10 protein-coding genes are annotated in these 12,865 nt (G+C 45.8%); 2 read left to right on the top strand and 8 right to left on the bottom strand.

The features are described 5' to 3' along the window. Positions 1–24: 24 nt before the first annotated feature. The 5 genes from AC5EF3_RS09345 to AC5EF3_RS09325 all read right to left on the bottom strand — a co-directional run bounded on the left by AC5EF3_RS09345 (position 25) and on the right by AC5EF3_RS09325 (position 4,667). Entirely contained in the window at positions 25–525 is a 501-nt protein-coding gene (locus AC5EF3_RS09345) for a hypothetical protein (protein ID WP_493547852.1), read from the bottom strand. A 27-nt stretch (positions 526–552) separates the two neighbouring features. Then, positions 553–1,383: a mechanosensitive ion channel family protein gene (locus tag AC5EF3_RS09340; protein WP_015826763.1), complete on the bottom strand. Its 831-nt coding sequence runs from the start codon at positions 1,381–1,383 to the stop codon at positions 553–555. A 185-nt stretch (positions 1,384–1,568) separates the two neighbouring features. Beyond that, complete coding sequence (locus tag AC5EF3_RS09335) at positions 1,569–2,687, bottom strand: S1 family peptidase (RefSeq protein ID WP_493547851.1); 1,119 nt, start codon at positions 2,685–2,687, stop codon at positions 1,569–1,571. Positions 2,688–2,989: 302 nt separating this feature from the next. Further along, positions 2,990–3,826: a carbonic anhydrase gene (locus AC5EF3_RS09330; protein WP_493547850.1), complete on the bottom strand. Its 837-nt coding sequence runs from the start codon at positions 3,824–3,826 to the stop codon at positions 2,990–2,992. 133 nt (positions 3,827–3,959) lie between these two features. Beyond that, a complete protein-coding gene (locus tag AC5EF3_RS09325; RefSeq protein ID WP_493547849.1) occupies positions 3,960–4,667 on the bottom strand; it encodes a hypothetical protein in 708 nt (235 codons plus the stop codon). A gap of 265 nt (positions 4,668–4,932) precedes the next feature. On the opposite strand from AC5EF3_RS09325, the gene AC5EF3_RS09320 reads away from it, so the two are divergent. Together AC5EF3_RS09320 and AC5EF3_RS09315 are read left to right on the top strand one after the other, a co-directional pair. Further along, positions 4,933–5,937 (top strand): alpha/beta fold hydrolase, encoded by a 1,005-nt coding sequence (locus tag AC5EF3_RS09320; RefSeq protein ID WP_493547848.1) that lies wholly within the window; start codon positions 4,933–4,935, stop codon positions 5,935–5,937. Positions 5,938–6,024: 87 nt separating this feature from the next. After that, the gene (locus AC5EF3_RS09315; protein WP_493547847.1) at positions 6,025–6,966 is read left to right on the top strand and encodes a succinylglutamate desuccinylase/aspartoacylase family protein; all 942 of its coding nucleotides are present in this window, start codon (positions 6,025–6,027) and stop codon (positions 6,964–6,966) included. A 7-nt stretch (positions 6,967–6,973) separates the two neighbouring features. Here AC5EF3_RS09315 and AC5EF3_RS09310 read toward each other — a convergent pair whose 3' ends face one another. The 3 genes from AC5EF3_RS09310 to AC5EF3_RS09300 form a co-directional block, all read right to left on the bottom strand. Continuing rightward, positions 6,974–7,744, bottom strand: coding sequence for a TIGR02186 family protein (locus AC5EF3_RS09310; protein WP_493547846.1), 771 nt, complete (start codon positions 7,742–7,744; stop codon positions 6,974–6,976). Further along, the gene (locus AC5EF3_RS09305) at positions 7,744–8,664 is read right to left on the bottom strand and encodes a sulfite exporter TauE/SafE family protein (RefSeq protein WP_493547845.1); all 921 of its coding nucleotides are present in this window, start codon (positions 8,662–8,664) and stop codon (positions 7,744–7,746) included. Before AC5EF3_RS09305 ends, AC5EF3_RS09310 begins: the two co-directional genes overlap by 1 nt. A gap of 151 nt (positions 8,665–8,815) precedes the next feature. After that, positions 8,816–12,727, bottom strand: a complete 3,912-nt coding sequence (locus AC5EF3_RS09300; RefSeq protein ID WP_493547844.1) for a peptidoglycan-binding protein — start codon at positions 12,725–12,727, stop codon at positions 8,816–8,818. Between the last annotated feature and the right edge of the window lie 138 nt (positions 12,728–12,865).

Below are 12,865 nucleotides of genomic sequence, written 5' to 3'. Positions count from 1 at the left end.
TTATGGTTAAGAAATGATTCAGAATTAGCGCCGAAATGGTAGGGTGATTACACGCCAGCAAAACCAAATCGGAAGAATGATACTTGCCCCTGTAAGGGCGGGTTTCCAACTGGCGCTGATAGCCCAACTAAGAGCAGTCCAGCCTTGTTGCCACACATTTCCGGCAGTTGTTGTTGCATCAAATTGTGGGTTTAAAGGGTTGAAATTAGTGAGATTCATGACCACCCCAATCAGGGTCGACCATATGAATAGATTGAGAAATTGACCTATTTTTAAACCGAAAAGCCGTGAGACGAGTGAGCGTTGTGGTTTTGGTGGTCGATCAATCCCAAGCAGGATTTTCCAAAAAGGACGTTTTTTCTTTACAGCAGGCTGGTTGACTGAAGGTTGAAGAGTAGGAGTTTCAATTGGGTGTGACTCTTCATTATGTATATTTTTTTGTAAATCGTCTTTTGTGACGGGAGGATGTTTTTCATCCTCCCAGTCAACACTGATTTTAGGCAAACGAATTGCAAAAAATTTCATCCGAGAAATCCAAATAAATATCCAGATCTAGGATTTTACAGCTTTTTGCTCGATTGTCGTGTGTGGATATGGAATTGAAATGCCATTTGCATCAAATGATTCTTTGACTTTCTTGGTAATGTCAAATTTGACATCCCAATAATCTGACGCTTGAACCCATGATCTTGAAGCGATATCCACGGAACTATCACCAAGGTTTACCACCTTTACAAATGGCTCTGCGGGAACCGACAGGATACGTGAATCAGCCTGAATAATTTCGTGGATCAGACCGATTGCTTTGTCCATATCATCTGAATAATCAATACCAAAAGTAACATCTACGCGGCGGGTAGAATAGCCCGAGAAATTTGTGATTGTTCCATCAATAGCCTGTGCATTAGGGACCATGATTTTCACATTATCGGGTGTCGCAAGCACTGTTTGGAAGAGGTTGATATCTTTCACCGTTCCTGATGCGCCTGCTGCTGTGATGTAGTCACCCAGTTTGTAGGGACGAAACAGCATGATCATCACACCAGATGCGATATTTCCCAATGCGCCCTGAAGGGATAAACCAATGGCAAGTGTAAGGGCACCTAAAATTGCGACAAGTGATGTTGCCTGTACGCCAAAGACTTGAAGCGCTGCAATGAAAACAGCTGCTGAAATACCCCAGCGAACGAGAGATGAAAAGAAATTCCCTAGAGTGTCGTCTATTTTTTCGCTTTTCATTGCTGAATCGCGCACGAGGCCAGCCAGCCAGCCAGAGACTTTTAAACCGACGATTAAAACAACTAAAGCACCTAAGGTCTTAAATCCAAAAGCGAGAATAGAACCCTGATACTGGTTCCAGATTTCCATAAGATCAATTTCCATGAGGGTGCCTTTCATAACGTCTATTTTAGCGGTTTCTGCCAGATTGAACTGATAATTCGGCAATACCCAAAAGCCATGACACTTTTTTGGTTATCACCATCTGGGAGATATTGTTCGGCTTTTGATACAGCCAATAGTATGAGATTACATAGACTAGCCAGAAATTGAACCAGCTCGCGCTTTTTTTATGAAGCGTCGATTGGCTTGCTGCACAAAGTTGCATTTGACGCACATGCAGACATCACGTCATTGATCCAATTGGTGTAGCCTTGGAGGTTTGTGTAGCGAGCAATATAATTGCCTGAACAGGCTGTTTCAGAGTTTTTCTCAACGCCTGATAAAACACCCCATAAAACAGGTTGTCCTTGCGAACCATCAACAAATAGAGGGCCACCAGAATCACCGACACATGGTCCAGAACCATTGATTGAACCCACTTTTATCAGGGCTGGCCCGATAGATTTAATTTCAACATGTGTGCCTAATAATGTTGTGGATAGGCTGCCGCCCGGTGTTGTCATGCCCCATCCCGCCATTTTGGCCGTTGGTGTTGTCACGGGGCTCATCGCATCATCGTGAGAGAGAATCGTAGCGATTGGGATGTCAACAAGACTTGCAGCTGTATCATCGGGGATATGAAGTAAGGCGATGTCATTTGCGAGATCACCTTCTCCAGCATAGGCAGCATGGCAAGCAGACCAATCAGCCTCTATCTCTCTGACAACAGGGCCATCAAGTTTTTCATGTCCGACTTTTAAAATTGTCGTGTCATAGTTTTCATCAAGGCAATGGGCCGCAGTTACAAACCAATTGTTTGAAATACGTGTCGCACCGCAATGCCCGCTGGAATAGGAATTTTCGGATAAGATTTTTCTAGGTTCAAGTTTGACGATACCTGGAAAATCTCCACGTAACGCAGTTAGAGCTACAGCACCACTTAGTGAACCAACAACAGAGGGTTGAATGGTTTTGCTTGAAAGAGAAGAATTTATTAGGCTCGCTGGTTCTTGAGCATTGGCAACTTGTGCTATGGTTTGTGTTGGCTGGCTTGTTCCAACAGAAGCGCACGCGACGGCGTTTATGGTGGCAAGATCAGTATAAACTTGGGATGTTTCTAAGGATGTGCCTGCATCTGGAATAGCAGAGTAATTTTCTGCTTGAACATCACCAAAATCATCATCCAATGGTGGAGGTGGTGGTTGGTCTGGTGGAGGTGGTGGTGTGCCTTCTGGCATTAAGATAGAATCACATGCCGCCAGAGATAAGCTTGCAAAACCAGCAAGTAAAATGGATCTGATTTTCATGTGCCTCTCCCATAACCAACGCATTAGCATTTTGCCAATAGGTGTTCAGATTGCCCCAAATTCAGGTGCTAACAAAATCTGTTGAAGTTTTACTACGCAATTTTTGTTTGAAACCCAACAAGATTCAGCTGCGAGGCGAATAGATATGTGGATTTTGTGCAGTTAAGGGGCGGATTTGCCTACACTAAAACCATGTTTTTATCATTTAAATACAAGATAACGCATAAGGTAAAGCGCAAGAAAACGGGCGCAAGTTTCAGCTTGCACCCTGTTTAAAAGGACGTTTAGTCGAAGCTTTGACTTTAAGGTGTCTCGAGGACATAGCGTCGGTAAAGTGGTTGTGTTGGGCGAGCATTGTCGCCAAATAATGCTCTAAACGCTGCGATTTGAGTTTTTGAAACGTTTAAAGGCGTTTGCAATACCGTCCAATCTACAATTTCAGAACAAGGCGGAGTGGTCAAAGATCCTTGATAGCGAAATGCTGCACGGTTGGTGGGAAGCAAATCTTCTATATCAAGATTGAACGCAACAGATGCACTGCCGGGACTTGAAGGGGCTGACCACCACAAAGGATCAAGCTGTGTGTTGTTGGCACCTTCGGCAAACATCACACCTACGACAGCAAGCGACCCATCTTCGGCCTTGTGAACAAAATGCGCTTCCATCGGAAAATGACGTCCGTGGATTGTGTGTTCTGATGGGGTATGGAAATGAAATTGAATAAGTTTGTAGGTTTTGCCATTTTGCACAAGGCCACCCGCATCATGCACATTGAGTTGAAGTGTGTGGCCATTATTGATGACTTCACCATTCTTGATGGGGGTCCAATCAATTTGAGGTGCATTGGCGAAAGCTGAAATGGTGTGCTGCATATCAATAGGAGATTGCTGCGTGCCGGTTTTGCAAGCGGCATTGGCTGGGTCTTTTTCTCCCCAATGCGCAGGTCCGCGTGGCCCAGAGTAAGCCCAATGAATATTCTCATGGGATTTGGTATTTGTGTGACCATTGGTTTGGTGAAATGTTTGAGCCTGAGAGTGCTCGTTATGACCACCATTGTTTTTAGGCGGAGCGAATGCATTTGCAGCCAATCCAAACATGGAGGTAGCAAGCAATGCAAACGTGAATAGGCGTTTGTGCATGAACGTCATCCTCAAGAAATTTAAGTCGAGAAAAACCAAATTTTCTCGACGCGTTGAGGCTTAGTTTCCATCCATTTGTTTGCTGAAACGTTTACGTTTAAATTTTTCTTTAAAAAACAGTTTGGTAGTGTGACTATTGTGGTGCTTCAATTGAGAAGTTCGTGAAGATTTGAAGTGAATCTTGGTCAAAAGATTGTCCCATTGCCTTACCTGAAACTTTTGTGGAGATTTGTGTTACAATCGGGCGACCATTGTCATGCGAGGTGCAACGACCTTCTAGGTCGAATGTGTTTATCTTCGCGATCATCATTGGTTTAACAGGCTCAGTCAGCACGTAATTGAAGCTGGTAACTTCCTTAAGCTGTTTATCAACAATAACTGTGACTTTTGTTTTGCTAAGGATTTTCTTTTCTTGTTTATCCTCTGCTGTCTCAGCATTGGCTGCGAAGCTGTAAATAGCATAGGCGTCTGTCTCTGATTCAAGCTCAACGGGGCCGCCCACAATATCTTGATAATCATCGCACCAGATATCTGCATCTTCATCACTGCTTAGTTCAGAGATAATGTCTTCCTTATCGCCCTTATTTGGATAAGTTTCCACATCAATGGTGATGCCTGTTTGCGGATGACTTTTGGTTTTATATGTGAGTTTACCCCAGTCTCCATCTCCGATTTGGGTGATTTCGGTGACATAACTGACGCTAAGAGGCGTAACATCAGCTTTGGGAATGGCAGCTTCTTTAAATAGCTCTGGCCATGAAGCATCGGCGTTGGCTATTTGGCCAAATACACAAGCAGATGACAATGCGAGTAAAGGGATGAGTTTGATACGCTTATGCATCTTATTGGACCTTCATGGACAGTTTGCATTCATGGGGAAATGAAAGCGGCTTGCAGGGGTGTTTTGTTGATATTCGATAAATAACTTGTAAAATCGGACAATAATAAGGCAAAAATTGCGTAATTCACATATGTTTGCAGTTTTGGTCTGAGATGAAACACAGAATTTTCATACGAGTGCATACTGAAATGAAAATTCAAACGCTTGTTGAATTTTTGAAGATATTGCTTCAATCTCTCTTTACAATAAAGTGGAGGAGATATTGATGATGATCCTAAAGCGGGGCAAAATATTTTTGTCGACAATAGCTCTGACCATCGGTCTTGGGCTACAGGCGTGTTCACCGGCCGAAAAATCGATTGAGCCAGACAAAGAGCCAACCGAAACTATCTCGGACGCACAGGCTAAAGCAGACGAGACTTTGAATTTGGATCATGTAAACCCACTAAGACCAACGCGTTTCACAGTCGAAATATACGGAGAAATTGCCGAACAATCTGCGTCTGGCAAACCTCAAATCATATTGTTGCCGGGATTAGCTTCGTCTCCAGATGTTTGGGATGCAACGCGTGAACAGCTTGAAGCTACGCATGAAGTTCATGTTTTGCACGTGAATGGATTTGCTGGGTCGGAAGTTGGTCAAAATAGTGAGCCTGGCAGTCTGTTTGAAATTGCCAAACAGGTTTCAGCTTATGCCGGCGCGTTGGAGAAGCCATCAATCATTGGTCATTCAATGGGTGGTTTGGTTGCGCTGATGGTTGCTAGTCAGGAAGAGGCACCTGTCTCTAAGGTCATGTCTGTTGATGTGCTGCCTTTCTTTTCAGTCTTGATAAACCCAATGGCGACTGAGAAAAATATGAAGCCTGCGGCGGTGGAAGCACGCGATAAGATGTTGGCGCAATCGGATGATGAATTTGCTGACAGTCAAAAAGCGGCGATGAAGCGTCTGACTTTGTCTGATGAAGATGCAGCCATTGCTGCTCAATGGTCTATTTCATCGGATCGCGCCGCTGTTGCAAATATCATGTATGATGTGATGTTGACGGACTTACGCAAAGACGTTTCCAAAATTTCGGTGCCGACGACTGTCGTTTATGCTTTTGATCAGGCGACGGGTTTTCCAAAGAATGCTGTGGCGGGGGCCTATCAGATTAATTATGCTGCGCTTCAAAATGTAGATTTGCGCATGATCGAAAATGCCCGTCATTATCTCATGATGGATCAACCAGAAGCGTTTGCTGCTGAAGTTTCCCGCTTTGTCGCAGAGTAATCTTGTTTAAAAGCAGCATTGCTTTTTAGCTTTCAAGAAAATAACGTCCCGCCGATTGATTGATCGTATTATTAGGCGGGACTTATTGTGGAAAAATTTGAGTTTGACTCTGGCATTGATGGTCCTGCTGTGGTGATCACAGGGGCAGTTCATGGGGATGAACGCGCGGGGCCAGATGCCATTGGGTCTTTTTTGGAAAACTGGGATCGAAAACTCAAAAAAGGGCGCGTGACTTTTGTGCCTGTGGTGAATGAGGCTGCGCGCGCACAAAACACACGTTTTGTGGATATTGATCTAAATCGCTGCATGGGCGCGAAAGATCTTCAAGATTTAAGTGAACATAAAATCGTGCCTGAGATACGCGAAATTTTGGCTTCTCATGATGTGTTACTTGACCTGCATAGCTTCCGAAAAGGGGATGGTGCATTTGCGCTATTGGGACCAAAAAATAACACTGATGGCTTAGAGCCATTTCAGCATGAAATTGCTGAAACAGCTTTTGGTGCATCTGTTGGTATTAAACGGGTGCTGCATGGTTGGCTTGGATCATATAATCGCGCATTGGAAGAATTTAACGAATCTATTGGCAAAACAGGTGATCCATATCCGGCGCTAGAGAAGAGTGTCGGTATGACTGAATATATGCGCAATGCAGGCGGTTATGCGTGCACTGTTGAATGCGGCCAACATCAGGCTGCTGATTGCATATCAAATGGTGTTTCCGCCATAACTGGAGCACTCGTTGGGCTTGGTATGGTGGATGGCGAGCTGCCGACGATTGAAGGCGGCTTTGAATGCTATGAACTCTATCAAGTGATTATCAAATCTCATGAAGATGATGGATTGCTTGTTGATGAAATCAGTAATTTTGACGTTTTGCCCAAAGGGGAGCCAATACTTAGAGTTGGCGGAGAATTATTCAGCCTTGATCAAACAGGGGTGATTGCGATGTTTCCCAAAGTAGGGGCAAAAATTGGCGAGTCTATTATCACGCTTGCGCGCCCATCTCAGCGGCTTGCCAATGTCTAGGGTGTTGTTAGCGGCGACCACCACCTAGAAATGCTGCACCAATTCCAACGCTGCATCCGAGCAAGACAGCTAGAAACCCGTATATAATGGGATGTTTGAGGGAGAGGGTGAAAAGCGCATTTTCAACACCTTTTCTTTCGAGCAATAAAGGTGTTTGCGTTTCGGCGAGCAATGTGTCGTCCTGAAAAAGTAAAATCCGGACATCATACATACCCGGTGGAGCAGCAGCGGGTAGGTCAATATCAGCGCGTATCAGACCGCCATCCAATCGCTGCAGACCGTGTGTATTTGTGTTGAAGAGACCTTTTTGAGTTTTAAGGTCAGCAAATGCTTGTCGCCAATATTCCAGTTTGGGGTCGTTCATGTTGTCAGGTTCGGGCATTGCGCTGTAGCGCGGATTTATATTGGCAAGATTGAGTTCTTTTGCTGTCTCGATATCGTCTTTGCCGGCCTCTGTTGCAACGGATAAAATCGCTGGTGCTGAGACAAAAACAAATCGTTCCTTATTGTTTTTTGTGTGATGCGTTATTGTATAGGGGCGTTGCGGACCAACAAGGGCAACTGCGAAGGTGACGCTTGGATTATCCCATTGGTCAGAGACTGCAAAGAGAGTGATGCGCGTGCCAGAAAAATCAACATCGACCTTGATTTTGCTTTCAGATAGGGCGGCCGATAATTCAGGTTTGTTTGCAATAAGATCGGGTGTGTCGGCATTGCTGACTAAGGCGAAGCTGGAGGCCCAATAAATAAGCGCTAGAATTGGCAAAAAGCGGCGCATTATTTTAGCGCCTCCATCGTAAATTCTACGGATGTTCCAAAGATAAGATCATACGCTAATTTACCGCCCATTGCGAGAACAACAAGCGCGAGCAGGAAACGCAGCTGAGCCGCATTGAGATATTGACCAGTGGCCGCACCAAGCTTGGCACCCACAACGCCGCCGGACATTAAAACAGCAGCAAGAACAAGGTCGACTGTTTGGTTGACTGCCGCTTGCAGGAAAGTCACGAAAGCTGTCAGGAAAATAATTTGAAAAAGTGATGTACCCACCATAACGCGTGTTGGGACACCCAATAAATACACCATTGCAGGGGCTAGGATAAATCCACCTCCGACACCAAGCACAGCCGCAAGAAAACCAACAAAAAAGCCGATCAAAACCGGAGGGATCATGCTTATATAAAGGCCGGATCGTGGGAAACGTCGTTTAAATGGCAAGGCGCGCGTCCAAGCGCGCATTGCGCTGCGGCGTTTGGGGTCTTTGTTGCCGTCGGAATTTTTACCTATGGCGGGTCCGATACTTTCCCAAAACATCAAGCCACCAATCGTGCCGAGGAAAAGCACGTAAGATATCGCAATGACTTCGTCTATATTGCCTGATGCTTTTAGGAGCTTGAATACCCAGACACCGAGGCCAGAACCGGCCAAGCCCCCAGACATCATGAACAGGCCCATGCGTATGTCGACGGCGCGGTTTTTCCAATGAGAGGAGGCACCTGCAATAGAGGTTGCTAAAACCTGATTAGCTTGAGTGGAAACGGCGACAACTGCGGGTACGCCAGCAAACATTAAAAGTGGTGTAAGGAGAAATCCGCCACCGACACCGAAAAGTCCAGAAACAAAGCCAACACCTGCGCCAATTGCGATGATCACGAGAGGATCAACGGCCATTTCAGCGATAGGCAGGTGTATTTGCATTTTTCCTCCAATGAGGTGCGCCTAAATCAAGCACGCCTATATAATGGATAAAACCAGCAGACGGGAAAGAAAACCCTTAAGCGGCAAGCTTTTAGTCTCAAATGGTGTAATATGGTATTTAAAAACACCTTAGCTCTGCCAATTGGAGGAGTTAAGCTGCTTTTTGAGTAGCCGCACGCAATTGACGCAATAATGCGTCTGAAACATCGCCTGTGGGTATGAGCCCATTTCTTTCTTCCCAAGATCGAATAGCATTACGTGTGTTTGGCCCCATAATACCATCATTTGTCAGTTGTATGCCGTTTATTTTAGAAAGTAGCGATTGAACTTCGGCAATTTGAGCCTTCATGGGGGCATTCCACGATTGTGGTCCAAATTTCCCGTTTGCAGCAGCGCTCATTTGGCGCGGAATGAATGCGTCAGCGTCAGCGATAATTTTGTTTGCTTCTGTTGATGGAAGATTGCGCAAAATTTCACGCGCGCGGCGCGTTCCATCAGCATCTCCATTGTGGCCGGCCACTTCAAACCAGTAAGCTGCTTTAGCTAAATCCGTAGAAACGCCGAGACCTTGCTCATAGAGCACACCTAGATTGTATTGACTATCAATCAAGCCGTATTCAGCTGCGCGTGAGAACCATTCTACACCTGAGAGGAAGGATTGTTCTCCGCCTTCGCCTTCAGCATAGAAAACCGCTAAGTCGTGCATGGCTTTTACATTGCCATTTTCCGCTGCCAGTTTTGTCCATTTGCGGCTTTCTTTAATGGAGCGCGGTACACCTTCGCCGCGCTCATAAAGTTTACCCATACGATATTGAGCTGCCGCAAGACCTTGATCAGCAGCTTTGCGCATCGTTTCAGCAGCGATGCGTTTTTCACCCGAAGCAAGTTGTTTTATTGCCAATTCGTGCAAGGCGATAGGGGAACCACTTGCAGCTGCTGTTTCAAGCGTAACAGTCTTTGGCTTAGAGGTGAGAGTTTCTGGTAAAGCTTTGCTTGTGGCTGCGGCAGGTGTTGCGGATGTGGCAGATGCTTCAGCAATGTCTTTTGTACGCGAAGAGGCAAATGCATCTAAAGGAGATACGCGTTTTGCTGGCGCAACAGATGCACTGTTGAGTGCGCCAGATGTTGCCTCAGCTTTTTTGAAATTGTCAGACGTCAAAATTCGCGCCTCTTGCGGAAATAGCAATTCTTCATCCACATTTAGGTTTGCAAATTCCATATTTTGCTCTCGTTCGAGTGCCGCTTGTGTGTCGGCTGCTTCTTCGTTTGAATCAAATAGTGTGTCTTCGTCTTCCAGTGTTGAGCCGGATTGAATTGAATCTGGATTAAATTTAGGCGGTGTGGTTGTGAAAGCATCATCTGCATTCACATGCTTTCCACGCATTGCAACCATGCCTGCGCCGCCAACGACAGCAGCCGCTAAAACACCAGCGGCAACCATTGGAAGTTTGTTGTTTTTGCGTTCGTCATTGCCCGTCACGATAGCACGGTTAGTGGTTCCACGTTCTTTGGCGGCTTGGCGTGCGCTATTTAGAAATTCAGAGCTATTATTGCTGGCGCGTGCATAAGGGTCATCATTAAGCCCCTCATCAGACCGCATGTGATAGGCAGGGCTATCAACTGGCAATTCTGTTTCGTATTCAAGTTCTAGTGAAGATGTGAAAGCATCTGTTTCAGCGTCACCGGAAAATAGGTTTTCGTCTTCAGAGATAGGAAATGCAGACTGTGAATTAATTGCAAATTCTTCGACAGCATCATCATTTTGACGGAATAATTCTTCTTCTGCTTCCAGTTCAGCACGCTGCTCAGCGAGTTCTGCAGCAAATTCTTTACGGGCATTATAAGCGATATCTGCGATTTCATCGTCTTTAATGCCACCTTCAGAGGCGCTTGAGGATGTGTATTCATCTTCAAACACGGGTGGTGAAGTCGTGTTTTCTTCAAAATCGTCTATTGTTGATGAGGCATCAGTTTCTGGCATTTCTACAGCATCGATGAAGTCATCAAGTATACCGGAATCATTACTGAAGTGATTTGTTTGATCGTCTTCTAAGTCTGCAGACGGTAGCGGAGGTGGCGCGATGTCTGAAGAAAAGTCATCTTCAAAGTCAATGTCATCATTACCACCAGACGACATGTTGTTGATGCGCTTAGCGAGTGAGGATACTGTGTTTTGAACAGGGGACACGATGCGCTCGGCTTCTTCTCTTGCATCTCGCAAACGTTTTTCAATATCTTCCATTGTTGATGAAAGGTGCTGGCGCGTGGATTTAGAAACTTCGTCTATTTTTTCATAGATATTGTCGAAAGTTTCTTCATTGCGAGCTTGGAGACGCTCTGTTGCACGAGCAACATGTTCGCCGACTTGTTCGATTGCCTCAGCGCTGCGACGCTCTGTGTCATCAATCTTTTTGTTTGTTGCTTCCAGACGCTCTTCCATGTGCCCAGCAATTTTGCCGACTTGCTCGGCCAGAACACCAACATTCGTTGATTTGTTCGTTTCAACTGCGTGTAAGCGCTGGTCCAATGCTTCAGAAAGGCGTTCAAACTGACCAGTGATGAGCTCTACAGCGTTTAATTGACGCTCTTCAGCTGCGGCTATTTCAGAGTGAACCGCATCCATCTGTTGTTGCAGAGCTTCAATCGCATTGCCGCCTTCATTCCCCGCAGCGCTTTGGCTACTGATTTGGGCCATTTCTGTGCGCGTGTCTTCCAAAGATTTGGAGAAATCATCAGCGATGGAGGCTAGTTTTGCTTCAAATTCTTCGCGGATATTGGTGGAATCGCCGATTTTTTGCTGCACTTCGTCAAGTCGCTCATCCAGCGTGCTGTATGATTTTTCAAGATCAGTGATTGCGTTCGCTTTGTTTTCTTCAGCAGCTGATACGCGTTCATTGATGCGCTCCATAGCTGCCTGAAGTGTTGCCAAGGCTTCTTCAGATGACTTGCCTGAACGTTCAGCTTTTTCAGCTTTTGCGCCAACGTCTGAAACCTTCGCAAACATGGAAGTCACATTTTGCTGAGCCGCAGCTATACGCTGCTCGACGTCATTAATGCTGCCAAAAAGTTTTTCAGCGAGCTCATTATTGCGTTTGGTGACTTCTGCTGAAATTTCGCTTGAGTTTCTTTGTGCGGTAGAAAGCGCAGTGTCCGCAGTCGATATCGCTTCATCAAGTTTGCTATCTGTGTGAGATGCAAATGATTTGAGGCTTTCGCGCAGATCATTGAATGAATTTTGAGATGTCGCTAGCGCTGAGTCTGCTTTGCGCTGTGTTTCGCTGACTTTGTCTTCTAATGAATTGAAGCGTTCTTCAGCTTTGCGAGATTGCGCACGGGCGACATCAAGCGCTGTCTCTGTGCGGCCTAAAGCATCGCGTAGGCGATCATCAGCAGTGCGCTCGAAACGGTCCAAACGACTGGAAGTGTCATCAAATCTGCGTGTGCTCTCATCCACGCGTCGCGTGATGTTATCGACTTCTTTGGAAAGGTGTGACACGCCGCGATTGACTTCTTCGCGAAGGTTATCGTGTTCTGTCGCGACTTTATCTTTTGTGTCGTGAACCTGTTTAGAAAGCTTTGTGAGTGCACCCTCTAAAGCACGCATGGCATCTAGCATGCGGCGCGAATTATCTTTGCGGCTCACTGAATCTAGACGCTCTTCTAAGGATGCATGCGTTGCGCGCATATCATCAAGGGCACCATCAAACCGGCTTGCCATGCCAGCTGTTGCCCGTTCAGTCGATTCAAGGCGATTCAAAAGCGTAAGCATGGATTGATCAACGCCGGCCAATGCCTGCGTTGAGCGGTTTTCACCTGCATTCATGCGACGGGAAATTTCTTCGAGTGTGCTGGCTACTTCGGAAACGCGCTCAGGTGGTGCTTCGCCGCGAAGTATGGAGTTTAAAGGGGAGTGGGATTTTTCACCATCATTGGATCCGCTGTCTTCTAATAGAAGGCGGTTCAAATAACTTCCGAGAGTTATGCCATCTCGTTGAGCGTGTTCTCTAGCTTTCGCGCGAGCTTTAGGATCTATTCCTTTAACGCTCCAAGGTGCATGCCCCATCCTTGGCTCCAGTCTTATTATACTAACGCAGAGTTAATGAACTCCGGCAAATTATACCCAATCTCTTAGATGCGATGCTTTTGCTTAAAGGGGAGTTAATGGATTGGTTAACTAGGCAGAATTTTCAGTGTTTTCTTC

It is taken from the genome of Hirschia sp. (assembly GCF_058892565.1).
Note: the sequence above shows the minus strand (reverse complement) of the source record. Positions and strands in the feature narration are given on the sequence as shown.

Bases quoted from the DNA above. Each gene is read 5' to 3' on its own strand.
- AC5EF3_RS09345 (WP_493547852.1), bottom strand. From the start codon at position 525: ATGAAATTTTTTGCAATTCGTTTGCCTAAAATCAGTGTTGACTGGGAG.
- AC5EF3_RS09340 (WP_015826763.1), bottom strand. From the start codon at position 1,383: ATGGAAATTGATCTTATGGAAATCTGGAACCAGTATCAGGGTTCTATT.
- AC5EF3_RS09335 (WP_493547851.1), bottom strand. From the start codon at position 2,687: ATGAAAATCAGATCCATTTTACTTGCTGGTTTTGCAAGCTTATCTCTG.
- AC5EF3_RS09330 (WP_493547850.1), bottom strand. From the start codon at position 3,826: ATGCACAAACGCCTATTCACGTTTGCATTGCTTGCTACCTCCATGTTT.
- AC5EF3_RS09325 (WP_493547849.1), bottom strand. From the start codon at position 4,667: ATGCATAAGCGTATCAAACTCATCCCTTTACTCGCATTGTCATCTGCT.
- AC5EF3_RS09320 (WP_493547848.1), top strand. From the start codon at position 4,933: ATGATGATCCTAAAGCGGGGCAAAATATTTTTGTCGACAATAGCTCTG.
- AC5EF3_RS09310 (WP_493547846.1), bottom strand. From the start codon at position 7,744: ATGCGCCGCTTTTTGCCAATTCTAGCGCTTATTTATTGGGCCTCCAGC.
- AC5EF3_RS09305 (WP_493547845.1), bottom strand. From the start codon at position 8,664: ATGCAAATACACCTGCCTATCGCTGAAATGGCCGTTGATCCTCTCGTG.
- AC5EF3_RS09300 (WP_493547844.1), bottom strand. From the start codon at position 12,727: ATGGGGCATGCACCTTGGAGCGTTAAAGGAATAGATCCTAAAGCTCGC.